This is a genomic window from Streptomyces sp. NPDC050448 (assembly GCF_040655295.1).
GTDB lineage: Bacteria > Actinomycetota > Actinomycetes > Streptomycetales > Streptomycetaceae > Streptomyces.
This window is the reverse complement of record NZ_JBFAJR010000005.1, coordinates 1-25,828: the sequence shown is the minus strand read 5'-3', so window position 1 is coordinate 25,828 and position 25,828 is coordinate 1. Positions and strand designations below refer to the sequence as shown.

23 protein-coding genes and 2 pseudogenes are annotated in these 25,828 nt (G+C 71.8%); 18 read left to right on the top strand and 7 right to left on the bottom strand.

Annotated features, from left to right (window positions below; translation table 11 throughout):
• The first annotated feature begins 152 nt into the window (after positions 1-152).
• Positions 153-1,013 carry a YceI family protein gene (locus tag AB0I68_RS08515; RefSeq protein WP_363176470.1) on the top strand — a complete coding sequence of 287 codons (861 nt, stop codon included), beginning with the start codon at positions 153-155 and terminating at the stop codon, positions 1,011-1,013.
• Positions 1,014-1,095: 82 nt separating this feature from the next.
• Here the strand turns inward: AB0I68_RS08515 and AB0I68_RS08510 are convergent, their stop codons facing one another.
• Positions 1,096-1,338 (bottom strand): hypothetical protein, encoded by a 243-nt coding sequence (locus AB0I68_RS08510; protein WP_363176469.1) that lies wholly within the window; start codon positions 1,336-1,338, stop codon positions 1,096-1,098.
• 76 nt (positions 1,339-1,414) lie between these two features.
• Between AB0I68_RS08510 and holA the strand changes: the two genes are divergently transcribed.
• Positions 1,415-2,407, top strand: coding sequence for a DNA polymerase III subunit delta (holA, locus tag AB0I68_RS08505; protein ID WP_363176468.1), 993 nt, complete (start codon positions 1,415-1,417; stop codon positions 2,405-2,407).
• 287 nt (positions 2,408-2,694) lie between these two features.
• On the opposite strand, the gene rpsT is transcribed toward holA, so the two are convergent.
• Positions 2,695-2,961: a 30S ribosomal protein S20 gene (gene rpsT / locus AB0I68_RS08500; protein ID WP_030159297.1), complete on the bottom strand. Its 267-nt coding sequence runs from the start codon at positions 2,959-2,961 to the stop codon at positions 2,695-2,697.
• A gap of 237 nt (positions 2,962-3,198) precedes the next feature.
• Here rpsT and lepA point away from each other — a divergent pair, with 237 nt between their 5' ends.
• From lepA to hemW, 3 genes are all read left to right on the top strand, one after another.
• Entirely contained in the window at positions 3,199-5,064 is a 1,866-nt protein-coding gene (lepA, locus tag AB0I68_RS08495) for a translation elongation factor 4 (protein ID WP_363176467.1), read from the top strand.
• A 247-nt stretch (positions 5,065-5,311) separates the two neighbouring features.
• Complete coding sequence (locus AB0I68_RS08490) at positions 5,312-7,201, top strand: AMP-dependent synthetase/ligase (protein ID WP_363176466.1); 1,890 nt, start codon at positions 5,312-5,314, stop codon at positions 7,199-7,201.
• 124 nt (positions 7,202-7,325) lie between these two features.
• Positions 7,326-8,558, top strand: coding sequence for a radical SAM family heme chaperone HemW (gene hemW, locus AB0I68_RS08485; protein WP_363176465.1), 1,233 nt, complete (start codon positions 7,326-7,328; stop codon positions 8,556-8,558).
• A gap of 144 nt (positions 8,559-8,702) precedes the next feature.
• On the opposite strand, the gene AB0I68_RS08480 is transcribed toward hemW, so the two are convergent.
• Both AB0I68_RS08480 and AB0I68_RS08475 read right to left on the bottom strand, forming a co-directional pair.
• Positions 8,703-9,500 carry a DUF3097 domain-containing protein gene (locus AB0I68_RS08480; protein ID WP_363176464.1) on the bottom strand — a complete coding sequence of 266 codons (798 nt, stop codon included), beginning with the start codon at positions 9,498-9,500 and terminating at the stop codon, positions 8,703-8,705.
• Between the two features lie 28 nt (positions 9,501-9,528).
• Positions 9,529-10,254: an MBL fold metallo-hydrolase gene (locus AB0I68_RS08475; protein ID WP_363176463.1), complete on the bottom strand. Its 726-nt coding sequence runs from the start codon at positions 10,252-10,254 to the stop codon at positions 9,529-9,531.
• A 155-nt stretch (positions 10,255-10,409) separates the two neighbouring features.
• Between AB0I68_RS08475 and hrcA the strand changes: the two genes are divergently transcribed.
• The 6 genes from hrcA to AB0I68_RS08445 all read left to right on the top strand — a co-directional run bounded on the left by hrcA (position 10,410) and on the right by AB0I68_RS08445 (position 15,920).
• Positions 10,410-11,426, top strand: coding sequence for a heat-inducible transcriptional repressor HrcA (gene hrcA / locus AB0I68_RS08470; protein ID WP_363176713.1), 1,017 nt, complete (start codon positions 10,410-10,412; stop codon positions 11,424-11,426).
• Positions 11,427-12,563: a molecular chaperone DnaJ gene (gene dnaJ / locus AB0I68_RS08465; protein ID WP_363176462.1), complete on the top strand. Its 1,137-nt coding sequence runs from the start codon at positions 11,427-11,429 to the stop codon at positions 12,561-12,563.
• Positions 12,564-12,720: 157 nt separating this feature from the next.
• Positions 12,721-13,812 carry a nitronate monooxygenase gene (locus AB0I68_RS08460; protein ID WP_363176461.1) on the top strand — a complete coding sequence of 364 codons (1,092 nt, stop codon included), beginning with the start codon at positions 12,721-12,723 and terminating at the stop codon, positions 13,810-13,812.
• The gene (locus AB0I68_RS08455) at positions 13,809-14,552 is read left to right on the top strand and encodes a 16S rRNA (uracil(1498)-N(3))-methyltransferase (protein ID WP_363176460.1); all 744 of its coding nucleotides are present in this window, start codon (positions 13,809-13,811) and stop codon (positions 14,550-14,552) included. Before AB0I68_RS08460 ends, AB0I68_RS08455 begins: the two co-directional genes overlap by 4 nt.
• Before the next feature lie 99 nt (positions 14,553-14,651).
• On the top strand, positions 14,652-15,011 hold the full coding sequence (locus AB0I68_RS08450) for a histidine triad nucleotide-binding protein (protein WP_030297163.1): 360 nt from the start codon (positions 14,652-14,654) through the stop codon (positions 15,009-15,011).
• Positions 15,012-15,014: 3 nt separating this feature from the next.
• Positions 15,015-15,920 (top strand): ribonuclease Z, encoded by a 906-nt coding sequence (locus AB0I68_RS08445; protein WP_363176459.1) that lies wholly within the window; start codon positions 15,015-15,017, stop codon positions 15,918-15,920.
• A gap of 46 nt (positions 15,921-15,966) precedes the next feature.
• Here the strand turns inward: AB0I68_RS08445 and AB0I68_RS08440 are convergent, their stop codons facing one another.
• On the bottom strand, positions 15,967-17,277 hold the full coding sequence (locus tag AB0I68_RS08440; protein ID WP_363176458.1) for an MFS transporter: 1,311 nt from the start codon (positions 17,275-17,277) through the stop codon (positions 15,967-15,969).
• A 254-nt stretch (positions 17,278-17,531) separates the two neighbouring features.
• On the opposite strand from AB0I68_RS08440, the gene AB0I68_RS08435 reads away from it, so the two are divergent.
• From AB0I68_RS08435 to AB0I68_RS08410, 6 genes are all read left to right on the top strand, one after another.
• Entirely contained in the window at positions 17,532-18,629 is a 1,098-nt protein-coding gene (locus AB0I68_RS08435) for a PfkB family carbohydrate kinase (RefSeq protein ID WP_363176457.1), read from the top strand.
• 142 nt (positions 18,630-18,771) lie between these two features.
• Positions 18,772-19,818 (top strand): PhoH family protein, encoded by a 1,047-nt coding sequence (locus AB0I68_RS08430; RefSeq protein WP_363176456.1) that lies wholly within the window; start codon positions 18,772-18,774, stop codon positions 19,816-19,818.
• 13 nt (positions 19,819-19,831) lie between these two features.
• Complete coding sequence (ybeY, locus tag AB0I68_RS08425; protein WP_363176454.1) at positions 19,832-20,329, top strand: rRNA maturation RNase YbeY; 498 nt, start codon at positions 19,832-19,834, stop codon at positions 20,327-20,329.
• Positions 20,326-21,630: a hemolysin family protein gene (locus tag AB0I68_RS08420; protein WP_363176453.1), complete on the top strand. Its 1,305-nt coding sequence runs from the start codon at positions 20,326-20,328 to the stop codon at positions 21,628-21,630. Before ybeY ends, AB0I68_RS08420 begins: the two co-directional genes overlap by 4 nt.
• A complete protein-coding gene (locus AB0I68_RS08415) occupies positions 21,627-21,980 on the top strand; it encodes an MmcQ/YjbR family DNA-binding protein (RefSeq protein ID WP_363176452.1) in 354 nt (117 codons plus the stop codon). Before AB0I68_RS08420 ends, AB0I68_RS08415 begins: the two co-directional genes overlap by 4 nt.
• Positions 21,981-22,051: 71 nt before the next feature.
• Positions 22,052-22,408, top strand: coding sequence for a cytidine deaminase (locus tag AB0I68_RS08410; protein ID WP_363176451.1), 357 nt, complete (start codon positions 22,052-22,054; stop codon positions 22,406-22,408).
• Between the two features lie 39 nt (positions 22,409-22,447).
• Here AB0I68_RS08410 and AB0I68_RS08405 read toward each other — a convergent pair.
• Together AB0I68_RS08405 and AB0I68_RS08400 are read right to left on the bottom strand one after the other, a co-directional pair.
• A pseudogene (locus AB0I68_RS08405) lies at positions 22,448-23,109 on the bottom strand (class I SAM-dependent methyltransferase).
• Positions 23,106-24,239: pseudogene (locus AB0I68_RS08400) on the bottom strand (MFS transporter); the annotation flags it as partial. The pseudogenes AB0I68_RS08405 and AB0I68_RS08400, both read right to left, overlap by 4 nt.
• 54 nt (positions 24,240-24,293) lie before the next feature.
• Between AB0I68_RS08400 and AB0I68_RS08395 the strand changes: the two are divergent.
• The gene (locus tag AB0I68_RS08395; protein WP_363176450.1) at positions 24,294-25,700 is read left to right on the top strand and encodes a recombinase family protein; all 1,407 of its coding nucleotides are present in this window, start codon (positions 24,294-24,296) and stop codon (positions 25,698-25,700) included.
• Positions 25,701-25,828: the final 128 nt, after the last annotated feature.

The window sequence follows — 25,828 nt, the reverse complement described above, 5'->3', positions numbered from 1 at the left end:
CTCGCGCCGGCGGCGGCGCCGACACGGGCATACCGGACACGGTCTTTCTGTTTGCCCACAACCCGACAGCATGATCGAATGCGTCTTCGCCAGAGCGGTACAAGTCCACACAGCACGGGGGTGCATCAACCATGTTCGGTCGCCGAAGGGGGATGGAGACGGCCGGAAGTGCCGGTCCGCACACATCCGCGACACTGACGCTGCCGCATACGGCGCGGCTGCTCAGCTGCCGTGTCCTCGACACGGTCCACCAGCCGGTCCGGCAGGCCAAGTTCGAAGTGACCGACCCGATCGGCCGGCGCATCGTCAGCGGCGAGACCGACCCGTACGGAGGGTTCACCGCGGCCGTGCCGGAGGGGGAGTACCGGCTCTCCGTCACCGCCGAGGGCTACGCGCCGTTCCACGGGGCGACGCTGGTCGGGGACCCGGCGCAGCCCGGCACCGGGGAGATTATCCTCGACGCCGTCGAGCCGCCGCTGCTGCCGGCGCCCGGCCACTGGGAACTCGACCCCACGCATTCGTCCATCGGCTTCACGGCCCAGCACATCGGCTTCGCCCGGATCCGCGGCCGGTTCAACACGTTCGCCGGCGCGGTACGGATAGCCGAGCGCATGGAGGACTCCTCCATGCACGTGATCATCGACGCGGCGAGCATCGACACCGGTGTGCGGATGCGGGACGACCACCTGAGGTCCGGCGACTTCCTGGACGCGGCACGGCATCCGACGGTCGAGTTCTACAGCGAGCGGTTCATCCACCGCAGCGGCAGCCGCTGGGCCGTGGCGGGCGCCCTGACCCTGCACGGGGTCAGCCGCTCGGTCACCCTGGACACCGAGTACCTGGGCCTCGGCACCGGGCTGGAGAGCGAACCGCGCGCGGCCTGCCGGGCCACCACCGAGCTGCACCGCGAGGATTTCTCCCTGAACTGGCAGTCCGTGCTGGCGCAGGGGATCGCGGCGATCGGCTCGAGCGTGGAAGTGGCGCTGGACATCCAGATCGTGCACAAGGCCTAGGGGGTGTCCGGCGGATCAGGGCCGGATAGCCCGGGCCCGGCCATGATCCGCCGGACACCCCCTAGAGCGGGCCCACGGGGCGTTACGGGGTCTCCAACCAGCCCTCGTACTCGGCGGCGAGGCCGTCCAGCACCGTGGCGTCGAGCCGTTCCTGCGGGTCCTCGACGACCACCAGCCACTGGGCGTCCTCGGCGTCGTCCTCACCGGCCAGGGCGTCGCGGACCAGCTGCGGCTCCTCGGGAAGGCCGAAGCGGTCGACCGCCTCCTGGGCCGCCTCCTCGGCGGCGTCGCGGTCGGGCAGCACCAGTACATGTCGCACGTTCACTCGGCCATTCTCGGCTACCGGGTGAGGGAGGCCGGGGTGCGGGGGGCTGTCAGTGCGGCGTGGGATGCTGGACGCGATGGCCACCAGGAAGAACCCCACCGACGATCCGCTCGCCCCGCTCACCCTCGCGGTGGGGCAGGAGGACCTGCTGCTCGACCGCGCCGTACGGGAGGTGGTGGCGGCCGCGCGAGCTGCCGACGCCGACACGGACGTGCGCGACCTCGCCCCCGAGCAGCTCCAGCCCGGCACGCTCGCCGAGCTGACCAGCCCCTCGCTCTTCTCCGAGCGCAAGGTGCTGGTCGTACGCAATGCGCAGGACCTGTCCGCGGACACGGTCAAGGAGGTCAAGGCCTACCTCGCGGCGCCGTTCGAGGAGATCGTCCTCGTGCTCCTCCATGCGGGCGGGGCCAAGGGCAAGGGGCTGCTGGACGCGGCCCGCAAGGCCGGGGCCCGGGAGATCGCCTGCCCGAAGATGACGAAGGCGGCGGACCGGCTGGCGTTCGTCCGGGGCGAGTTCCGCACGCTGGGCCGGTCGGCGACCCCAGAGGCGTGCCAGACGCTGGTCGACGCGATCGGGAGCGATCTGCGGGAGCTGGCCAGTGCGGTCGCGCAGCTGTGCGCGGACGTCGAGGGCACGATCGACGAGGCCGTGGTCGGCCGCTACTACACCGGGCGGGCCGAGGCCTCCAGCTTCACGGTCGCCGACCGGGCGGTCGAGGGGCGGGCGGCGGAGGCCCTCGAAGCCCTGCGGTGGTCGCTGTCCACCGGGGTGGCGCCCGTCCTGATCACCAGCGCGCTGGCGCAGGCGGTCAGGGCGATCGGCAAGCTCGCCTCCGCGCCGCGGGGGGCCCGGCCGGGAGACCTGGCCCGGGATCTGGGCATGCCGCCGTGGAAGATCGACCGGGTGCGTCAGCAGATGCGGGGCTGGTCGGCGGACGGGGTCTCGGAGGCCCTGCGCGCCGTGGCCGCGGCCGATGCGGGGGTCAAGGGCGGGGGCGACGACCCGGAGTACGCGCTGGAAAAGGCGGTAGTGGCCGTGGCCCGCGCGGCGCGCCCGACCCGCCGCTAGGGGGTGTCCGGCGGCCGGAAGCCCCCGGCCGTGCCGGCCGAGCGGAGCTTCTGGCCCCCCGCGCCTCAAACGCCGGCGGGGCTGGGACGGGGCTTCGCCGCACGCGGCGGGGGCCCGGGAAGGCGAAGGCCCCGGTGCCGCCCTGGGGAAGGGTGGTACCGGGGCCTTCGGTTACTTCTCGGTTGCACCGCACCCGCGTGGCGAACGCTTCGTGTGCGGCGCGGGGTGCCGGTCAGGAGCGGGAGAGAGGGCCCGCTGGATCCGTTCCGGCGATCACATCAGGGAGCTCAGCCCTGAAGGGTGGCAACCTTGGTGGCCAGCGCCGACTTCTTGTTGGCGGCGGCGTTCTTGTGGATGACACCCTTCGAGACAGCCTTGTCGAGCGCACGCGCGGCAGCGCGAGAAGCCACGGTGGCCTTCTCGACGTCACCGGCGGCCACGGCCTCGCGGGCCTTGCGGATCGCGGTCTTGAGCGAAGACTTGACGGCCTTGTTGCGCAGGCGCGCCTTCTCGTTCGTCTTGTTCCGCTTGATCTGGGACTTGATGTTCGCCACGAAAGAGCCTTTTCAGGTTCAGAGTTTGATCTTCGGATTGTGTCCCTCCCCCAGACTCCGTCCGGAGGGACCCCCAACTGAGAGGGCATACGAGACACAGCTGCCCAGGCTACCAGGCACGCTCCGACCGGCCCAAACCGAGCGCATCCCGCAGTCCATGGGACCATGGGAGCCTGCGTACAGATCCGACGAGAGCCGGAAACGCTTCCGACTGCGACCCGAGAATCAGGACACTGCGTGCCCGCGATCCCCAGCCACGTGCCCGAGCCGAGCCGTACCGACCCGGCGCTGATCCGCAATTTCTGCATCATCGCGCACATCGACCACGGCAAGTCGACGCTCGCCGACCGGATGCTCCAGCTCACCGGTGTCGTCGACCAGCGGCAGATGCGTGCCCAGTACCTCGACCGCATGGACATCGAGCGTGAGCGCGGCATCACGATCAAGTCCCAGGCGGTCCGACTGCCCTGGGCGCCCACCACGGGCGAGGGTGAGGGCAAGACGCACATCCTCAACATGATCGACACCCCCGGGCACGTCGACTTCACGTACGAGGTCTCGCGCTCCCTCGCCGCCTGCGAGGGCACGGTCCTCCTGGTGGACGCCGCCCAGGGCATCGAGGCCCAGACCCTCGCCAACCTGTACCTGGCGATGGAGAACGACCTCGCGATCGTCCCGGTCCTGAACAAGATCGACCTGCCGGCCGCCCAGCCGGAGAAGTTCGCCGAGGAGCTCGCGAACCTGGTCGGCTGCCAGCCCGAGGACGTCCTGCGGGTCTCCGCGAAGACCGGCCTCGGCGTCGACGCCCTGCTCGACAAGGTCGTCGCCACCGTCCCGGCCCCCGTCGGCGTCAAGGACGCCCCCGCCCGCGCGATGATCTTCGACTCGGTCTACGACTCGTACCGCGGCGTCGTGACGTACGTCCGTGTGGTCGACGGCCAGCTCAACAAGCGCGAGCGCATCCGGATGATGTCCACCGGCGCCACCCACGAGCTGCTGGAGATCGGTGTCTCCTCCCCGGAGATGACCCCGGCCGACGGCATCGGCGTCGGCGAGGTGGGCTACATCATCACCGGCGTGAAGGACGTCCGCCAGTCCAAGGTCGGTGACACGATCACCAGCCTGCACAACGGCGCGACCGAGGCCCTCGGCGGCTACAAGGACCCGAAGCCGATGGTCTTCTCGGGCCTCTACCCGCTCGACGGCTCCGAGTACCCGGACCTGCGCGAGGCCCTGGACAAGCTCCAGCTCAACGACGCCGCGCTCGTCTACGAGCCGGAGACCTCGGCGGCGCTGGGCTTCGGCTTCCGCGTCGGCTTCCTCGGCCTGCTGCACCTGGACGTGGTCCGCGAGCGCCTCGAGCGCGAGTTCGGCCTCGACCTGATCGCCACCGCGCCGAACGTGGTCTACCGCGTCGTCCTGGAGGACGGCAAGGAAGTCACCGTCACCAACCCGAGCGAGTTCCCCGAGGGCAAGATCTCGGACGTGTTCGAGCCGGTCGTCCGGGCCACCGTGCTCGCGCCCACCGAGTTCATCGGCGCGATCATGGAGCTCTGCCAGACCCGCCGCGGCACGCTGCTCGGCATGGACTACCTCTCCGAGGACCGGGTCGAGATCCGCTACACCCTCCCCCTCGCGGAGATCGTCTTCGACTTCTTCGACCAGCTGAAGTCCAAGACGCGCGGCTATGCGTCCCTCGACTACGAGCCCACCGGCGAGCAGTCCGGCAGCCTGGTCAAGGTCGACATCCTGCTGCACGGCGACAAGGTCGACGCCTTCTCCGCCGTCACCCACAAGGACGCCGCGTACGCCTACGGTGTGCGGCTCGTCGCCAAGCTGCGCGAGCTCATCCCGCGGCAGGCCTTCGAGGTGCCGATCCAGGCGGCCGTCGGCTCGCGCGTCATCGCCCGCGAGACCATCCGCGCCATCCGCAAGGACGTCCTCGCCAAGTGCTACGGCGGTGACATCTCCCGTAAGCGGAAGCTGCTGGAGAAGCAGAAGGAAGGCAAGAAGCGCATGAAGATGGTCGGCTCGGTGGAGGTGCCCCAGGAGGCCTTCATCGCCGTCCTCTCCAGCGACGAGTCCGGCGGCAAGAAGAAGTAGCCCCCGGCCCCGAACGGCCATGAAAGGTTTTGAACCGCATACGGAACAGGCCCCCGCGCAGCCGCACGGGGGCCTGTTTCGTTATGAATCGGCGTCTCAAGGGCCCTTACGCGCCAGGCGGAGGCCCCCTAGTCTGATCACTGCCGTTGGTTACTCGCCAGTTACATGCCCTGGTTGCAAGCCCTGTTGGAAGCCGTCATCCACCGCCTTGGATGACAGGCCCTGCCGCGTGGTCCGGAGGACGTCCGTGAGCGACACACAGACCTTGATCGAGAACCGCCCGCCCACCGTGGCGGCCCTCTTCCTTGAGCGTGTCGCCGCCACGCCGAACGCCGAGGCCTACCGGTTCCCGGTGCCCGCGGCCGGCGGCAGCGGCCCGGACGACTGGAAGTCGCTGAGCTGGGGCCAGGCGTCCGAGCGGGTCTTCGGCATCGCCGCGGGCCTGCTGGACCTCGGCCTGCAGCCCGAGGAGCGGGTCGCACTCGCCTCCAACACCCGCGTCGAATGGATCCTGTCCGACCTGGGCGTCATGTGCGCCGGCGGCGCCGTGACCACGATCTACCCGAGCACCAACGCCGAGGAGTCGGCGTTCATCCTCTCCGACTCGGCCAGCCGCGTGCTGATCGCCGAGGACGCGGCCCAGCTGGCCAAGGCCCGCGAGCGCCGCGCCGACCTGCCCGAGCTCGCCCACGTGGTGGTCCTGGAGTCCGCCGACGCGGTGCCGGCCGACGGCGATCCGGAGGGCTGGGTGCTCTCCCTCGCCGACCTGGAGGCGCGCGGCAAGGAGTACCTCGCCAAGCACCCCGAGGCGGTCAAGGAGCGGATCGCGGCCATCACCGCCGACCAGCTCGCCACGCTGATCTACACCTCGGGCACCACCGGTCGCCCCAAGGGCGTACGGCTCCCGCACGACAACTGGTCGTACATGGCCAAGGCCACCGTCGCCACCGGCATGATCTCCAGCGACGACGTCCAGTACCTGTGGCTGCCGCTCGCGCACGTCTTCGGCAAGGTCCTGACCTCCGGCCAGATCGAGGTCGGGCACGTCACCGCCGTCGACGGCCGGATCGACAAGATCATCGAGAATCTGCCGGTCGTCCAGCCCACCTACATGGCGGCCGTCCCGCGCATCTTCGAGAAGGTCTACAACGGGGTCGCGGCCAAGGCCCGGGCCGGCGGCGGCGCCAAGTACAAGATCTTCCAGTGGTCGGTCGGCGTGGCCCGCGAGTACGCCAAGGTCACCCAGGACAACTACCGGCGCACCGGCAGCGCCACGGCTCCCTTCGGCCTCGCCACCAAGCACAAGATCGCCGACGCGCTCGTCTACGCCAAGCTCCGCGACGCCTTCGGCGGCCGGCTGCGCGCCGCCGTCTCCGGCGCCTCCGCCCTGGCCCCCGAGATCGGCTACTTCTTCGCCGGCGCCGGCATCAACATCCTCGAGGGCTACGGCCTCACCGAGTCCAGCGCCGCCTCCTTCGTCAACCCCGGCGAGGCCTACCGCACCGGCACGGTCGGCAAGCCGCTCCCCGGCACCGAGGTCCGCATCGCCGACGACGGCGAGATCCTGCTGCGCGGCCCCGGCGTCATGCAGGGCTACCACCTGCAGCCCGAGAAGACCGCCGAGGTGCTGGAGGAGGACGGCTGGCTGCACACGGGCGACATCGGCGAGCTCTCGCCCGACGGCTACCTGCGCATCACCGACCGCAAGAAGGACCTGATCAAGACCTCGAACGGCAAGTACGTCGCCCCGGCCGAGATCGAGGGACAGTTCAAGGCGATCTGCCCGTACGTGTCGAGCATCGTGGTGCACGGCGCCGACCGGAACTTCTGCGCCGCCCTGATCGCGCTCGACGAGCCGTCGATCCTGGGCTGGGCCGCGGAGAACGGGCTCGAGGGCAAGACGTACGCCGAGGTCCTGGCCGCGGCGGAGACGAACCGGCTGATCGAGACGTACGTCCAGACCTTGAACGAGGGCCTCCAGCGCTGGCAGACGGTCAAGAAGTTCCGGATCCTGCCCCGCGACCTAGACGTGGAGCACGGCGACCTCACGCCCAGCCTCAAGCTCAAGCGGCCGGCCGTCGAGCGTGAGTTCAAGCACCTGATCGACGCGATGTACGAGGGCGCGCGGGAGGCGTAGCGCCTGCGGCGGGCGGTACGGGGCCGGCGGCCCGGGGGCGGCCGGCCCGCCGGGCGGCCGCCGGACGCCCGGCCGGAGCCGACGAGCGGCCCGGCCGCCGGCCGGGGTGCGGGACAATGGGTGCATGCCTTCCGCACTGCCCGACGGTGAACCCATGCCCGAAGACGGCTCGCTGCCGTCGCATGCCCTGGCGGGTGCCGGGGACCGGCCGCTCGGGTTCTACCTGCACGTCCCGTACTGCGCCACGCGCTGCGGGTACTGCGACTTCAACACGTACACCGCGACCGAGCTGCGCGGCACCGGCGGCGTGCTCGCCTCCCGGGAGAACTACGCCGACACCCTGATCGACGAGGTCCGCCTCGCCCGCAAGGTGCTCGGGGACGATCCGCGGGCCGTCCGGACGGTGTTCGTGGGCGGCGGTACGCCGACGCTGCTGCCGGCCGCGGACCTCGTGCGGATGCTCGCGGCGATCCGCGACGAATTCGGCCTGGCCGAGGACGCCGAGATCACCACCGAGGCCAATCCGGAGTCCGTGAACCCGGCGTACCTCGCCGAACTGCGGGCCGGCGGCTTCAACCGGATCTCCTTCGGCATGCAGAGCGCGAAGCAGCACGTCCTGAAGGTGCTGGACCGCACGCACACGCCGGGCCGGCCCGAGGCGTGCGTCGCGGAAGCGCGCGGGGCGGGCTTCGAGCACGTCAACCTGGACCTGATCTACGGCACCCCGGGGGAGTCGGACGAGGACTGGCGGGCGTCGCTCTCGGCCGCGCTGGGGGCCGGGCCCGATCACATCAGCGCGTACGCGCTGATCGTGGAGGAGGGCACCCAGCTGGCGCGCCGGATCCGGCGGGGCGAGGTCCCGATGACGGACGACGACGTGCACGCGGACCGGTACCTGATCGCGGACTCCGTGATGGCCGAGGCCGGGTACTCCTGGTACGAGGTCTCGAACTGGGCCACCTCGGAGGCCGGCCGCTGCCTGCACAACGAGCTGTACTGGCGCGGAGCCGACTGGTGGGGCGCCGGGCCCGGCGCGCACTCGCACGTGGGCGGCGTGCGGTGGTGGAACGTGAAGCACCCCGGGGCCTACGCCGCCGCCCTGGCCGAAGGGCGCTCGCCGGGCGCGGGGCGCGAGCTCTTGTCCCCGGAGGACCGGCGGGTGGAGCGGATCCTGCTGGAACTGCGGCTGGTGGACGGCGTGCCGCTGTCCCTGCTGGCCCCGGCCGGGCTTGCGGCGTCCCGCCGGGCGCTGGCGGACGGGCTCCTGGAGGCCGGCCCGTACGAGGCCGGGCGCGCCGTTCTGACCCTGCGGGGGCGGCTCCTGGCCGACGCGGTGGTCCGCGACCTGGTCGACTGACCCGGCGCCTCGATCGCCGGCGGGGCCGGGCAGAGCCCGGGGAACGGTGGAAGGGCGGGGCGGGGAGGCAGCCCCGCGCGGCGGCGCCTGCGCCACCTGCCTGAGCCCCGCACCTCAAAACGCCGGAGGGGCCCGATGCGGCGGTCAGGCCGTGACGTGGTCGATCAGGTGTTCCACCGAGCCCAGCAGGGTGGGCTCCAGGTCCTTGTACGACGTCACGCGGGACAGGATGTGCCGCCAGGCGGCTCCGGTGTTCTCCGGCCAGCCCAGCGCCCGGCAGACGCCCGTCTTCCAGTCCTGGCCCCGCGGGATCACCGGCCACGCCCCGATGCCCAGCGCGGACGGCTTCACCGCCTGCCAGACGTCCACGTACGGGTGGCCGACGATCAGGACGTGCGGGGAGGTCACCGACGCCGCGATACGGGACTCCTTCGAGCCCGGGACCAGGTGGTCCACCAGGATGCCCAGGCGGGCGTCCGGGGCCGGGGCGAAGTCCGCGACGATGGCGGGGAGGTCGTCGATGCCCTCCAGGTACTCCACCACCACGCCCTCGATCCGCAGGTCGTCGCCCCAGACCCGCTCCACCAGCTCGGCGTCGTGCCGGCCCTCCACGTAGATCCGCCCGGCGCGGGCCACGCGGGCGCGCGCCCCGGGGACCGCCACGGAGCCCGACGCGGTGCGCAGCGGCGCCTGCGGGGCCCGCGACGGGCGGGTCAGTGTCACCACGGCCCCCTCGAGCAGGAACCCCCGCGGCTCCAGCGGGAACACCCGGCGCTTGCCGAAGCGGTCCTCCAGGGTCACCGTGCCCGCCTCGCAGGCCACCACCGCGCCGCAGAAGTCCGTACCCGCCACCTCGACCACCAGGTCGGGCTCGGCCGGCACCTCCGGCACGGCCTTGGCGCGCTTCCACTGGGGGGTCAGGTCGGGGGAGTACTCACGCATCCGGCCGACACTAGGAGACGGGGCGGTCTCAGGCGCCCGACACGCCGAACTGCGCCCGCAGTGTGTCCCGTTGCGCACGGACAAAAGCCGCGGAGACCACCGCTCCGTGACCCGGCACGTACAGGGCGTCCTCCCCGCCCAGCGACAGCAGGCGGTCGATGGCCGCCGGCCACTGCGCCGGCACCGCGTCGCGGCCCGCCTGCGGTTCGCCCGACTCCTCCACCAGGTCCCCGCAGAACACCACCTCGCGCTCGCCCGGCACGCACACCGCCAGGTCGTACCGGGTGTGCCCGGGCCCGACGTTCGCCAGCAGCACCTGTACCCCGCCCAGCTCCAGCGTCCACTCGCCGGACACCGGATGCCGCGGCAGTACCAGCAGGTCCGCGGCCTCGGCCGCCTCCGCCGCGTCCAGTCCGTGCCGTACCGCGCTTTCGCGCAGCCCGTCGCGGCCGGTCGACAGCTCCGCGTCCAGTCCGACCGCCCCGTACACCTCGGCGCCGGCGAACGCGGCCACGCCCAGCACGTGATCGAAATGTCCGTGGGTGAATGCGATATGCGTCACGCGCCGGCCCGTCAGCCGCTCCGCCTCGGCCCGCAGCTGCGCACCCTCCCGAACGCACGAGCCCGGATCGATCAGGAGGACCGATTCGTCCCCCACCACCAGTCCCACGGTGCAGTCCCACACCGGAAGCCGCCTCCGGCCGGTCCGCCCGGTCAGCCGCTCCCAGCCCGCCTCTTCCCAACGTACGTCCATGGCGCGACGCTACCCTGGCGGGCCTCCCTTGCCAGGGGCTGACTACCCGGCCGTACACTGGCCGGGGGATCTCTGGCACTCGAACGCCCGGAGTGCCAACGAAGCAGATGAAACCGACCACGACGAGCGCCGACGACCAGCTGGAGGTGTGCGCGATGCTCAGCGAACGCAGACTCGAGGTGCTGCGCGCCATCGTCCAGGACTACGTCGGGACGGAGGAGCCGGTCGGCTCCAAGGCGCTCACCGAGCGGCACCGGCTCGGCGTCTCGCCCGCCACCGTGCGCAACGACATGGCCGTGCTGGAGGAGGAGGGCTACATCGCCCAGCCCCACACCAGCGCCGGCCGGATCCCCACGGACAGGGGCTACCGGCTCTTCGTCGACAGGCTGGCGGGGGTCAAACCCCTCTCGACGCCCGAGCGCCGGGCCATCCAGAACTTCCTCGACGGGGCCGTCGACCTCGACGACGTCGTCGGCCGGACCGTGCGGCTGCTCGCGCAGCTCACCCGGCAGGTCGCCGTCGTCCAGTACCCGAGCCTGACCCGGTCCACGGTCCGGCACGTCGAGTTGCTGTCGCTGGCTCCAGCCCGGCTCATGCTCGTGCTGATCACCGATACAGGACGGGTCGAGCAGCGGCTCGTCGACTGCCAGACACCGTTCGGCGAGACCTCGCTCGCCGATCTGCGGGCGCGGCTCAACAGCCGGGTCGTCGGTCGCCGGTTCACCGACGTGCCGCAGCTCGTGCAGGACCTGCCGGAGTCGTTCGAGTCGGAGGACCGCAGCACGGTGTCGACCGTGCTCGCGACCCTGCTGGAGACGCTGGTCGAGGAGGCCGAGGAGCGGCTGATGATCGGCGGAACCGCCAATCTCACGCGCTTCGGACATGATTTTCCCCTGACGATCAGGCCGGTGCTCGAGGCGCTGGAGGAGCAGGTCGTGCTCCTCAAGCTGCTCGGCGAGGCCAATGAGTCGGGAATGGCCGTACGGATCGGGCATGAGAATGCCTACGAGGGACTGAACTCCACGTCCGTCGTCTCGGTCGGCTACGGTTCGGGCGGCGAAACTGTCGCCAAACTCGGCGTGGTCGGACCGACCCGCATGGACTACCCCGGAACGATGGGAGCGGTACGCGCAGTGGCACGTTACGTCGGACAGATCCTGGCGGAGTCGTAAGTGGCCACGGACTACTACGCCGTTCTCGGCGTACGCCGCGATGCATCGCAGGACGAGATCAAGAAGGCTTTCCGCCGCCTCGCGCGTGAACTCCACCCGGACGTGAATCCGGACCCGAAGACGCAGGAGCGCTTCAAGGAGATCAACGCGGCCTACGAGGTGCTCTCGGACCCGCAGAAGAAGCAGGTCTACGACCTCGGTGGCGACCCGCTGTCCTCCTCGGGCGGCGGTGGCGCCGGCGGCTTCGGAGCAGGTGGCTTCGGCAACTTCTCCGACATCATGGACGCCTTCTTCGGCCAGGCCTCGCAGCGCGGACCGCGCTCGCGGACCCGCCGCGGCCAGGACGCCATGATCCGCCTCGACCTGGAGCTGGACGAGGCCGCCTTCGGCACGACCAAGGACATCCAGGTCGACACGGCCGTCGTCTGCACCACCTGCTCCGGCGAGGGTGCCGCCCCCGGCACCTCGGCGCAGACGTGTGACATGTGCCGTGGCCGCGGTGAGGTGTCGCAGGTCACCCGGTCCTTCCTGGGCCAGGTCATGACCTCGCGCCCCTGCCCCCAGTGCCAGGGCTTCGGCACCGTGGTCCCGACCCCGTGCCCCGAGTGCGCGGGCGACGGCCGGGTCCGGTCCCGCCGCAGCCTCACGGTCAAGATCCCGGCCGGTGTCGAGAACGGCACCCGGATCCAGCTCGCGGGCGAGGGCGAGGTCGGCCCCGGCGGCGGCCCCGCCGGCGACCTGTACGTGGAGATCCACGAGCTGTCGCACCCGACCTTCCAGCGGCGCGGGGACGACCTGCACTGCACGGTGACCCTCCCCATGACGGCCGCGGCCCTGGGCACCAAGTGCCCGCTGGAGACGCTGGACGGCATGGAGGAGATCGACATCCGGCCCGGTACCGGGTCGGGCCAGTCGATCCCGCTGCACGGGCGCGGCGTCACGCACCTGCGCGGCGGCGGCCGGGGCGATCTGATCGTCCACGTCGAGGTCACCACCCCGGGCAAGCTGGACGCCCAGCAGGAGGAACTGCTGCGCCAGCTCGCCAAGCTGCGCGGTGAGGAGCGGCCCATGGGCCAGTTCGCGCCGGGTCAGCAGGGGCTGTTCAGCCGCCTGAAGGACGCCTTCAACGGCCGCTGACCGGCCTTTCCCCTTGCAGGAGCACGTGACGAAGCCCGGTCCGGGGATGCCCCGGGCCGGGCTCGTCGCATTGTTCCGGACGCGCCCGGTGAAGCGGACTATGCCAGGCGAATGCCGTGATTCGGCCCGGTGAGCGGGACATGGCACGATGCAGTCCATGTCCACCGCACCGAACGGTCTCTCCCCGTACCCGATCGTGCAGGCTCCCATGGCGGGCGGCGCCTCCTGTCCGCCGCTCGCCGCCGCCGTGTGCGAGGCGGGCGGGCTGGGCTTCCTGGCCGGCGGCTACAAGACCGCCGACGGCATGTACCAGGAGATCAAGAGGCTCCGCGCGCTCACCCGGCGCCCGTTCGGCGTGAACCTCTTCATGCCGCAGACCGGGTACGTGGACCCGGCCGCCGTGGAGGCGTACCGCGGGCAGCTGGCCGGTGAGGCCAGCTGGTACGAGCTCTCCCTGGCCGACGAGGACATCATCGGCACCAGCGACGACGGCTACGACGCCAAGCTCGCGATCCTCCTCGAAGACCCCGTTCCCGTGGTCTCGTTCACCTTCGGCTGTCCCACGCCCGTGGTCCTCGCCTCGCTGCGCAAGGCGGGCACGTACTCGGTCGTCACCGTCACCTCGGTCGACGAGGCCCGCTCCGCGCAGGCCGCGGGCGCCGACGCCGTCTGCGTCCAGGGCGTGGAGGCCGGCGGCCATCAGGGCACCCACCGCGACGACCCGCAGGCAGACGGCACGGCGGGCGTGGGCCTGCTCGCGCTGGTGGCGCAGGTACGCGAGGCCGTGGCCCTCCCGATCATCGCGGCGGGCGGTCTGATGCGGGGCTCGCAGATCGCCGCGCTGCTGGCGGCGGGAGCGGAGGCGGCGCAGCTCGGCACCGCGTTCCTGGCCTGCCCCGAGTCGGGCGCGCACCCGCTGCACAAGAAGGCGCTGACGGATCCCCTCTTCGCCCACACGGAGCTCACCAGGGCGTTCTCGGGGCGGCCGGCCCGGGGCCTGGTGAACCGGTTCATGCGGGAGCACGGGCCGTACGCCCCGGCCGCGTACCCGCAGATCCACCACATGACCGCCGGGCTGCGCAAGGCGGCCGCCGCGGCCGGGGACCCGCAGGGCATGGCCCTGTGGGCCGGCCAGGGGCACCGGCTGGCGCGGGCGCTGCCCGCGGGGGAGCTGGTGGAGGTGCTGGCGGCCGAACTGGCCGAGGCCCAGAGTGCGTTGAACGCAATGCAGAAGAGGAGTACGTCATGACCGCCCCCGTGTTCGTGGTCGAAGAGGTCCCCGCGGGGCCGGAGTTCGTGCTCGACGGCCCGGAAGGCCGGCACGCGGTCTCCGTGAAGCGGCTGAACCAGGGCGAGGCGGTGGTCCTCACGGACGGCCGCGGCGGCTGGGCGCAGGCGCTGGTCAAGGCGGCCGACGGCAAGGACCGGCTGGTCGTCTCGGTGTCCGCCACCGGCCGGGAGCCCGAACCGGGCGTGCGGATCACCGTCGTCCAGGCCCTGCCCAAGGGGGACCGAGGCGAGCTCGCCGTCGAGACCATGACCGAGACCGGTGTGGACGCGATCGTCCCCTGGCAGGCCTCGCGCTGCATCACCCAGTGGCGCGGCGACCGCGGCGCCAAGTCCCTGGCCAAGTGGCGTGCCACGGCCCGGGAGGCGGGCAAGCAGTCCCGCCGGGTCCGCTTCCCGGAGGTGGCGGAGGCCATGTCCACGAAGCAGGTCGCGGCGCTGCTGGCCGGGGCCGACCTGGCGATGGTCCTCCACGAGGACCGGGACGCCCCCTCGGGGGCCCTGGCCACGGCCGAGCTCCCGGCCAAGGGCTCCATCGTCCTGGTGGTGGGCCCGGAGGGCGGGGTCTCCCCGGAGGAGCTGGCCGTCTTCGCGCAGGCCGGTGCCCACCCCTACCGCCTGGGCTCCTCGGTCCTGCGCACCTCCACCGCCGGCACCGCGGCGACGGCGGTCCTCCTGGCGCGCACCGGCCGCTGGTCCTGATACCCACTCGAGGGCGCCGACGGCGCCGGTTACGATGCCGGAGCTGATCAACACCGGCGTCGACGGTCCGTCGACGCCACTGTCACGGAAGGCGCAGCAATGGCCGGGGAACCGCAGGCGGACTGCCTGTTCTGCAAGATCGTCGCGGGGAACATCCCGGCGACCGTGGTCAGGGAGACCGAGACGACGTTCGCCTTCCGGGACATCAACCCGCAGGCGCCCACCCACGTCCTCGTGATCCCGCGGGTGCACTACCCGGACGCCGCCTCGCTCGCCGCCGCCGAGCCGGCCATCACCGCCGACCTGCTGCGCGTGGCCGGCGAGATCGCCGCCGAGGAGAAGATCGACGACCACGGCTACCGGATCGTGTTCAACACGGGCGCGGGCGCCGGCCAGACCGTCTTCCACGCGCACGCGCACGTCCTCGGCGGGCGCGGCCTCCAGTGGCCCCCCGGATAGACCGTGTCCGTACGAGAGTTCGTCGTGCTGGGCACCGCCAGCCAGGTGCCCACCCGGCATCGCAACCACAACGGCTACCTGCTGCGCTGGGACGGCGAGGGCATCCTCTTCGACCCGGGCGAGGGCACCCAGCGCCAAATGCTCCGCGCCGGGGTGGCCGCGCACGACATCAACCGGATCTGCGTCACCCACTTCCACGGTGACCACAGCCTCGGCCTCGCCGGGGTGATCCAGCGCATCAACCTGGACCAGGTCCCGCACCCCGTCACCGCGCACTACCCGGCCTCCGGGCAGAAGTTCTTCGAGCGGCTCCGGTACGCCACCGCCTACCGGGAGACCGTCCCGCTCCGCGAGGAACCCGTGGCCGCGGACGGGACGCTGGCCCAGGGGCCCTCGTACACCCTGGAGGCCCGCCGGCTCTCGCACCCGGTCGAATCCTTCGGCTACCGGCTCACCGAGCCCGACGGGCGCCGCATGGTGCCGGAGTGGCTCGCACACCACGGGATCAAGGGGCCCGACGTGGGCCGGATCCAGCGTGAGGGGACGCTCTACGGCGTCACCCTGGACGAGGTCAGCGAGCCGAGGCCCGGGCAGAGCTTCGCCTTCGTCATGGACACCCGGCTGTGCCCGGGCGTGGACGCGCTCGCCGAGGGCTGCGACATGCTGGTGATCGAGTCCACGTTCCTCGACGAGGACGAGGCGCTGGCCACCGACCACGGGCACCTCACCGCCGGTCAGGCGGCCCGGGTCGCGCGCGACGCGGGCGTACGGCACCTGGTGCTGACGCACTTCTCGCAGCGCTACGCGGACCCGCAGGAGTTCGAACGCCAGGCCCGCGCGGCCGGCTTCGAGGGCGAACTGACGATCGCCGCGGACCTCGTACGGGTGCCCCTGCCGAAGCGCGGCTAGGGGGTGCCAGGCGGCCCGGGCCCGGCCCTGATCCGCCGGACACCCCCTAGACCCCGGTCCGCTTCCGGTCCTGGTCGTGGTCCTGGTTCTGCTCCTGCTCCTGGCTCCGGGACCGGCGGGCCGCCGGGGAGAGCAGCAGCACCCGGCGCGGGGTGCGGCGTACGCGCACGGGCGCGCCCGCCGGCTCCGGCCCGGCCCCGGGACCGGTCCGCACCGCCGTGGCCGGGGCCCCGCCGCGGCGGACCGGCCCCTCGGCCGGAACCGGCGTGCGGCCGCCGGATCGCAGCGCGACCGCGGTCAGCGGCCCGGCCACCGCCAGCAGCAGCACGCCGAGCGCCAGCCCCATGCCCGGGAAGCCGAACCCCTCGGCGAGCAGGCTGCCGGCCACGGGCCCGCAGGCCGTGCCCAGCGAGGAGGCGGAGCCGGCGAGCACCGCCCAGCGGCCGCGCGGGTCCAGGGCCGCCGCGAGGCCGATCACGTACGAGAGGACGACCGGGTAGACGGCGTTCCACAGGATCTCCCCGGCGGCGAACCCGGCGAGCCCGTCCGCGGAGGAGGTCAGCACCACGCAGCCGGCGATGGCCGCCGTGCCCGCGCCGATCGGGAGCGCCCGCCCCAGCCGGGCCCCGAACGCGGAGGCGGCCGTGACCCCGAGCAGGCCCGCGCCCAGCGCCACCGCGAAGACGACGCCCAGCGTGGCCTCGGGCAGGCCCGCCTGCTCGGCGCCGATCCGGCCGCTGACGCCCCACAGGGCCTCCTGGGTCAGCGACCAGAGCAGCAGGCAGCCCGCCAGCACCGCCCCGGCGCGCGGGTGCGGCAGCCGCCCGGAGCCCCGTACGGCGGGACCTCGACGGGTGGGCCCGCCCAGCCGGCCGGTCGCGGGCCAGGCCAGCACCGCGACCAGGGCGATGGCCGCGAACGGCAGCCCGTGTCCGCCGCCGAGGCGCGGCAGGGTCAGGTACAGGGCCCCCGCGGTCGCCGAGACCGACAGCAGCCCGAGGGCGGAGGTGCGGTGCGGATCGCGCTGCCCGGCGATCCCGGAGGCGGCCACGGCGGTGGCGGTACCGGAGCCGAAGCCGCCGACCACCACGCCCGCAACCACCAGCGGGAGCAGCGTGGTCGAGGCCGCCGTGCCGTAGCCCAGGACGGCGAGCAGCAGTCCGAGCCGGGCCAGCGGGCGCTGTCCGTGGCGGGGGATGCGGGAGGCCAGGGTCAATCCGGCCGTGGCAGAGCCGAGCAGCAGGGCCGTGCCGACCAGCCCGGCCTGCGCGGGGCTCAGCGGGAGATGGGCGTCGAGCCGTCCGACGACGGTGGGGAGCAGGTACGGGGCGACGTAACCGGCCGTGAAGAGGGCCACCAGGGGCCAGGTGGCGGGCGGCGCGGAGGAGTTGTCGGACAGGGCTGTTCCCAGGTGGTGCGCAGGTGGGGCGAGAGATTCCGCGGAGCCGCGGTGCCTTTGTCTATCAATTGGTTCATGAGGCCGAGAAGAGCAGCGCGAGAGTGATCTGCGACACACTTGGTTTGGGCCTGCCGGGGGCGGGCAAACCTGGCAGCTTTCCGCCGCATGCCCGCTTGCAGAAACGACCCTTCCTATCAAACGGGGAGTACACCGTGACCAGTCGGGACAGCCGCACCAGCCGCAACGCAGCCGTGGACCCGCTCGGTCCGCTGCGGGACCCCCAGGAACCGGGGTGCGACGTCTTCCTGACCGGCACGGTCTTCCTCGACATCATCTTCACCGGCCTCGACTCGGCCCCGGTCCGCGGTACGGAGTCCTGGGCGCGCGGCATGGGCTCCAGCCCCGGGGGAGTGGCCAACATGGCCACCGCGCTGGCCCGGCTCGGCCTGCGCACCTCGCTGGCCGCGGCGTTCGGCGACGACCACTACGGCGAGTACTGCTGGGACGCGCTCGAGCAGGGCGAGGGCATCGACCTGTCCATGTCGCGGACCATCGCCGGCTGGCACAGCCCGGTCACGGTCTCGATGGCGTACGAGGGCGAGCGCACGATGGTCTCGCACGGCCACGAGGCCCCGCCCCCGGCGGGCCCCGCACCGTTCCCGCAGTGCCCGCCGCGCACCCGGGCGGCCGTGGCCTCGCTGGGCCCGGGGCGGACGGACCCGTGGATCGCGGAGGCGGCGCGGCGCGGATCGCGGATCTTCGCGGACGTGGGGTGGGACGAGAGCGGGCGCTGGGACCTGGGGGCCCTGGCGGACCTGGAGCACTGCGAGGCCTTCCTGCCGAACGCGGGGGAGGCGATGCGGTACACGCGGACCGACTGTCCGCGGGCGGCGGCGCGGGCGCTGGCGCACAAGGTGCCCGTCGCGGTGGTGACGATGGGCGGGGAGGGCTCGTACGCGGTGGACGGGCGGACCGGCGAGACGGCGGAGGTTCCCGGGATCACCGTGGACGAGCTGGACCCGACGGGGGCGGGGGACGTCTTCGTGGCGGGCTTCGTCACCGGCACCCTGGCGGGGTGGCCGCTGGCGGACCGGCTGGCCTTCGCGGGCCTGACGGCGGCCCTGTCGGTCCAGGAGTTCGGCGGCTCGCTGTCGGCCCCGGGCTGGCCGGAGGTGGCCCACTGGTGGCGCACGGCCCCCGAGGCCCTGCGGCCGCGCTACGGCTTCCTGGACGAGCTGGTCCCGCCGGGCACGGAGCCGGCCTCCCGCCGCAGGGCGGTCCCGACCATCGGCTTCCGCCACTCGGTGTAGGCGGGCCGGCCTCGGGAGGGCGTGAAGGGCGCCGGAAAACCCCTCGGGGATGGCGCGGCGGAGACGTACGCTTGGTACTCCGGAGGTCGTCGATCGGCGAGGCCCCTCAGCGGGAGGTATGTGCAGGCCACAGTGCCGGCCCATGACTCAGACACCCACAGCCCAGACACCGGCGCCGGGGCAGGCGCGAGCCCACTTCACCGTTCCGGCCAGGCATCCGATGGTCTCGGTGCTCGGCTCGGGTGACGCCCTGTTGCGCGTGATCGAGAAGGCCTTCCCGAAGGCCGACATCCATGTTCGGGGCAATCAGGTCAGCGCGGTCGGCGATGCAGCGGAAGTCGCCATGATCCAGCGCCTGTTCGACGAGATGATGCTGGTGCTCCGCACCGGGCAGCCGATGACGGAGGACGCAGTGGAACGCTCGATCGCCATGCTCAAGGCGAGCGGCAATGGCGACGGTCCGGACGAGACGCCCGCAGAGGTGCTCACCCAGAACATCCTCTCCAGCCGCGGCCGCACCATCCGCCCCAAGACCCTCAACCAGAAGCGGTACGTCGACGCGATCGACAAGAACACGATCGTGTTCGGCATCGGCCCCGCCGGCACCGGCAAGACCTACCTCGCCATGGCCAAGGCGGTCCAGGCCCTGCAGTCCAAGCAGGTCAGCCGGATCATCCTGACCCGCCCCGCCGTCGAGGCCGGAGAGCGGCTCGGCTTCCTGCCCGGCACGCTCTTCGACAAGATCGACCCGTACCTGCGCCCGCTGTACGACGCGCTGCACGACATGATCGACCCGGATTCGATCCCGCGGCTCATGGCCGCCGGGACCATCGAGGTGGCCCCTCTGGCGTACATGCGCGGCCGCACCCTCAATGATGCCTTCGTGGTCCTCGACGAGGCGCAGAACACGAGCCCGGAACAGATGAAGATGTTCCTGACCCGGCTCGGCTTCGATTCGAAGATCGTCATCACGGGTGACGTCACCCAGGTCGACCTTCCCGGCGGTACGAAGTCGGGTCTGCGCCAGGTCCAGGCGATCCTCGAAGGGCTTCCCGACATCCACTTCTCGCGGCTCACGTCCGAGGATGTCGTCCGGCACAAGCTGGTCGGCCGTATCGTCGACGCGTACGAGAAGTACGACGACAGCCAGGACGCCCAGCAGTCCCGGAACGGCTACCAGCGGAAGTAGAACCCAGCGCACCATGTCGATCGACGTCAACAACGAGTCCGGAACCGAGGTCGACGAGCGGGCGATCCTCGACATCGCCCGCTACGCACTCACCCGGATGCGGATCCACCCGCTGTCCGAGCTCTCCGTCATCGTCGTCGACGAGGACGCCATGGAGCAGCTCCACATGCAGTGGATGGACCTGCCCGGACCCACCGACGTCATGTCCTTCCCGATGGACGAGCTCCGTCCGCCGGCGAAGGACGACGAGGAGCCCCCGCAGGGGCTCCTCGGCGACATCGTGCTCTGCCCCGAGGTGGCGAAGAAGCAGGGCGAGGACGCCCCGACGCAGCACTCCATGGACGAGGAGCTCCAGCTCCTGACCGTCCACGGGGTGCTGCACCTGCTCGGGTACGACCACGAGGAGCCGGACGAGAAGGCCGAGATGTTCGGCCTCCAGGCGGCCATCGTCGACGGCTGGCGCGGTGAGCGCGGCATGACCGGTCCGTCCCCGGCCCCGACCGTCTCGTGACCGCCCCGCAGCTGATCACCGGCGCGGTGCTGCTGGTGGTGGTGGCCTGGTTCGCGGCGTGCGCCGAGTCCGGGATCGCCCGGATCTCGAGCTTCCGTGCCGAGCAGGCCGTACGGGAGGGCCGGCGCGGCAGCGAGAAGCTCGCGCAGGTCGCCGCCGACCCCACCCGCTACCTCAACGTGGCGCTGCTCGTGCGGGTCACCTGCGAGATGGCGGCGGGCGTGCTCGTCACGTACGTCTGCCTCGACGAGTTCGGCGACAGCTGGAAGGCACTGCTCATCGCGATCGCCGTGATGGTGCTCGTGTCCTTCGTGGCCGTCGGGGTCTCCCCCCGCACCATCGGCCGCCAGCACCCCCTCAACACGGCGACGGCGGCCTCGTACGTCCTGGTCCCGCTCGCCCGCGTCATGGGGCCCATCCCGCAGCTGCTGATCCTCATCGGCAACGCGCTCACGCCCGGAAAGGGCTTCCGCAAGGGGCCGTTCGCCTCCGAGGCCGAGCTGCGCGCGATGGTCGACCTGGCGGAGAAGGAGTCGCTGATCGAGGACGAGGAGCGCCGGATGGTGCACCAGGTCTTCGAGCTCGGCGACACCCTCGTGCGCGAGGTGATGGTGCCGCGCACCGACCTGGTCTGCATCGAGCGGTACAAGACGGTCCGTCAGGCGACGACGCTGGCGCTGCGGTCGGGCTTCTCGCGCATCCCGGTGACCGGGGAGAACGAGGACGACATCGTCGGCATCGTGTACCTGAAGGACCTGGTCCGCAAGACGCACATCAGCCGGGAGGCGGAGGCCGACCTGGTCACGACGGCGATGCGGTCGGCCGTGTTCGTCCCGGACACCAAGAACGCGGGCGATCTGCTGCGGGAGATGCAGCAGGTGCGCAACCACGTGGCCGTGGTCGTCGACGAGTACGGCGGCACGGCGGGCATCGTCACCATCGAGGACATCCTCGAGGAGATCGTCGGCGAGATCACCGACGAGTACGACCGAGAGCTCGCACCCGTCGAGGACCTGGGCGAGGACCGCTACCGGGTGACGGCGCGCCTCGACATCACCGACCTCGGCGAGCTGTTCAAGGTCGAGGACTACGACGACGAGGACGTGGAGACGGTCGGCGGGCTGCTGGCGAAGGCGCTGGGCCGGGTGCCGATCGCGGGCGCCTCGGCGGTCGTGGAGCTGCCGGACGGGCGGCCGCTGCGGCTGACGGCCGAGTCCCCGGCGGGCCGGCGGAACAAGATCGTGACGGTGCTGGTGGAGCCGATGGCCGCAGCGGCGGGCGAGGGCGGGGAGGGCGAATGACGCCGGCGGAGCTGCGCGCTTTCTGCCTGGGTTTCAACGCGGCGGTGGAGGAGTTCCCCTTCAATGCCGAGACCTCGGTGTTCAAGGTGCTCGGCAAGATGTTCGCGCTCTGCGCGCTGGACGGGGACCCGCTGACCGTGAACCTCAAGTGCGAACCGGAGCTGGCGGTGCGGCTGCGGGAGGAGCACGAGGCGATCGCGCCGGGCTGGCACATGAACAAGCGGCACTGGAACACGGTGACGGTCGGCGGGCTGCCGGACGCGCTGGTGCGGGAGCTGATCGAGGACTCGTACGACCTCGTGGTCGCGGGCCTGCCGAGGGCGGAGCGGCTCCGGCTCGACCGGCCGTGAGGGCAGCTCGGGAGAGCGCCTCGGCGGGGCCGTCGTGCGGTCCCGCCGAGGCGCTCCCTATGCTTTCGACCATGACCGACAGCACCGGGATCAACCCCGAGGACAGCAAGATCATCACGCTGGCGCGCAGCGCCCGGGCCCGCAACGGGGTGCCCGAGGGTGCTGCGGTGCGGGACGAGACGGGCCGCACGTACGTCGCCGGGACGGTGGAGCTCGAGTCCCTGAAGCTGAGTGCCCTGCAGACGGCGGTCGCGATGGCGGTGGCGAGCGGGGCCGAGTCCCTGGAGGCCGCGGCCGTGGTCAGCTCGGCGGAGGCGGTGGCCGACGCCGACCGCGCGGCGGTCCGCGACCTCGGCGGCCCGGCCACCCCGGTGCTCCTGGCGGCCCCGGACGGCACCCTCAAGTCCGCCACCCCGGCAGGCGCCTGACCCGGCGGAGGCCCTGCCGGCCTCGTACCGGTCCTCGGATCAGGCCTCGCGCCAGACCAGGGTGTGCCGCCAGAACGGCCTCCGGCGCAGCCGCGCGCCCGGCAGTACGGCCTCGGCCTCGCGGACGACGGCCCGGAAGCCCATGGCCGCCGGGCGGGTCGGGGCGGTGATCGAGGGCGGCCGGGGAGCCGTGCGGTCCTGGTTCTTGACCCGGCCCAGGGCGGCGTTCGGCGAAATCGCGGCGGCGCCGAGCAGGCGGTCGCCCGGGGTCTGCGCCTGCGCGGGACCGACGACGACCAGGGGTTCGCCCGGCGCCAAGTGCCGGCGGAAGTGGCGCAGGGCATCGGCGAACGGCAGGTGGTGCAGCGTGGCGACTCAGGTGATGACCTCGTACGGACCCGGCGGCAGCCCCGTCAGCGCGTCCCCCACGGTGAACGTCACGGGGACGCCCGAAGGGGTCAGCTCCCGCGCCCGGGCGACGATCGCCGCATCGGCGTCGACGCCGTGCACCGCCCCGGCCCGGCCCGGCCGGCCAGGAGCCGGGCCAGGTCACCGCTGCCCGAGCCGACCTCCAGCGCCCGGCCGAACCGTGCCGGCAGCCGGCGCAGGATCCAGCGGTGGTAGTGGGCGTTGTGGTCCCAGGGGTGGACGGCGTTGAACCGGCCGATCGCCTCGAAGGCGCGCTGGGTCCGTGTGGTCACTCCGGCAGTTGATCATCTCCGCGGCGGCGGATCACCATCGCCATCAGCGCGGCCATCGCGCACAGCGCGCCCGATGCGTACCAGACGAGGTCGTACGAGCCGAAGGCGTCCCGGGCCAGGCCGCCCAGGAAGGCCACCACCGCCGCGCCCACCTGGTGCGAGGCCAGGACCCAGCCGAAGACGATCGCACTGTCCTCGCCGTAGTGCTCGCGGCAGAGCGCGATGGTCGGCGGGACGGTCGCGACCCAGTCCAGCCCGTAGAAGATGATGAAGAAGACCATCGGCGGGTGCACGGACGGCGCCAGCAGCATGGGCAGGAACAGCAGCGAGATCCCGCGCAGGGCGTAGTACACCGCCAGCAGGCGGCGCGCCTCGAAGCGGTCCGTGAACCAGCCGGAGGCGATGGTGCCGACCACGTCGAAAGCGCCGACCACCGCCAGCAGTCCCGCGGCCGCCGTCACCGGCATGCCGTGGTCGTGCGCCGCCGGTACGAAGTGCGTCTTGACCAGGCCGTTGGTCGAGGCCCCGCAGATCGCGAAGGTGCCCGCCAGCAGCCAGAAGGGGCCGGTCCGGGCCGCCTCGAACAGCACCTTCACCGCCCTGCGCGCCGCGCCCGGGGCCGGTGCGGGCTTTTCGGCGTAGCTGCCCCCGTACGGGGCGAGCCCCACGTCCGCCGGGTGGTCGCGCAGCAGCAGCCAGACGAACGGGACGACCAGCAGGGCCGCGAGCGACACCGTCACCGCCGCCGGACGCCAGCCGTGGTGTGCCACCAGCCAGGACAGCAGCGGCAGGAAGATCAGCTGACCGGAGGCCCCGGCCGCGGTCAGGATGCCGGTGACGAGCCCGCGCCGGGCGGTGAACCAGCGGTTGGTCACGGTCGCCGCGAAGGCCAGCGCCATGGAGCCGCTGCCCAGGCCCACCAGCACGCCCCAGAACAGCACCAGCTGCCAGGACGCCGTCATCCACACGGTGGCCACGGTGCCGCCGGATATGACCAGCAGGGCCAGGGCCACCACCTTGCGGATGCCGAAGCGGTCCATCAGCGCGGCGGCGAAGGGGGCGGTGAGCCCGTACAGCGCGAGGTTCACCGAGACGGCGAAGCCGATGGTGCCCCGGGACCAGTCGAACTCGTGGTAAAACTTTGGGGCACGTAGTGCAGGGACAGGAAAAGGGGGGCAAGACAGGTGGACGTCACCATCTACGTTCGACTCAGCCTGGATCAGCATGGCGACCAGTTGGGCGTTCAGCGCCAGGAGGAAGAGTGCCGGGCATACGCCGCAGCCCGTGGCTGGACCGTACGCGAGGCGATCACGGACAACGACATCAGCGCCACCTCGGGCAAGGTACGCCCGGGGTTCGAGCGCCTGCTGGCGTCCAAGCCGGCCGCCGTCCTTTGCTGGCACACTGACCGGCTTGTACGGAAGACGGAAGACCTGCTGCGAGTGATCGCACTCGGGGTCAACGTCCACGCCATCCACGCTGGACACCTTGACCTGTCGACTCCCGCTGGTCGGGCCACAGCCAAGACGGTTACGGCTTGGGCGGAGTACGAGGGGGAGCAGAAGGCACTCCGGCAGAAGGCTTCGAACCTCCAGGCGGCGAAGAACGGCACCCCGCACAAGGCGGGTATTCGTCCCTTCGGCTACGCCGACGACTACGTGACCGTGGTCGAAGACGAGGCGGAGGCGATCCGCAAGGGTGCCGAGATGGTTCTTCAGGGCGAGACCCTGGCATCTGTCGCTCGCTTCTGGACCGGCCTCGGTCTGCTCGCTCCCCGCTCGTCGTCCGGCAAGGCGAAGGGCGAGACGAAGGGGTGGGGAGTCGGTGGAGTGAAGAAGGTGCTCATCTCCCCTCGGTACATCGCTCAGGCCACCTACCTGGGCGAAGTGATGGGCGAGGGTCAGTGGCCCGCGATCCTGGACGAAGCGACGCACTACGCCCTCGTGTCGGCACTGACGAACCCCAAGCGGTTCACGGGTGGTGCGCGTACCGGCTCAGCCCCTCAGACCCTGCTCGCCGGACTGGCTACATGTGGGCGTTGCGGGGAGACCGTGCGAGGCGGCATGTACCGAGGGACCCCGGTCTACCGCTGCGGACAGAAGCACGTACGCGTGCCCCGAGAGCTGGCCGACAAGCGCGCCGGTAGCGCCGTCCTGGCGCGGATCGTCTTCCCCGACTTCCTGCCCTGGGTCCTCGCCGCTCGACAGGAGCAGGGAGACGACTCGGCCCACCTTCACCAGGAAGCGCAGACCCTGCGGGAACGCCTGGACGGGTTGGCTGTGGCCTACGCCTCGGGTTCCATCACCCTGTCGCAGATGACGGCCGGTACCGAGGCGATCCGAGCCAGGCTGGACGAGATCGACGAGAAGCTGTCGGGTGTCACCGGCCTGCCCCCGATCGATCCCGTGTCTGGCATCGCTGGCCTGATTCAGGACTGGCCGAACACTTCGCTCCCCGTCCGTCGCGCGTGGGTCAAGTTCGTCACCACGATCACGATGCACCCCAACGGCTTCAAGAAGGCGGCGAAGATGACCGTGGACGACTACATGTCCGTGGACTGGAACCACACCGCCGACGAACCCGACGCGTAGCCTGACCCGCTCGACACGGCCCCGCTCTCACCCGGCGGATTCTTGGGGTCCTCGCAACACCTGATGGCTTACGCGGCTGTCAGTAGATCACGCAGGCGCTCGGCTGGGGTTCTCCAGTCGAGCGTTTT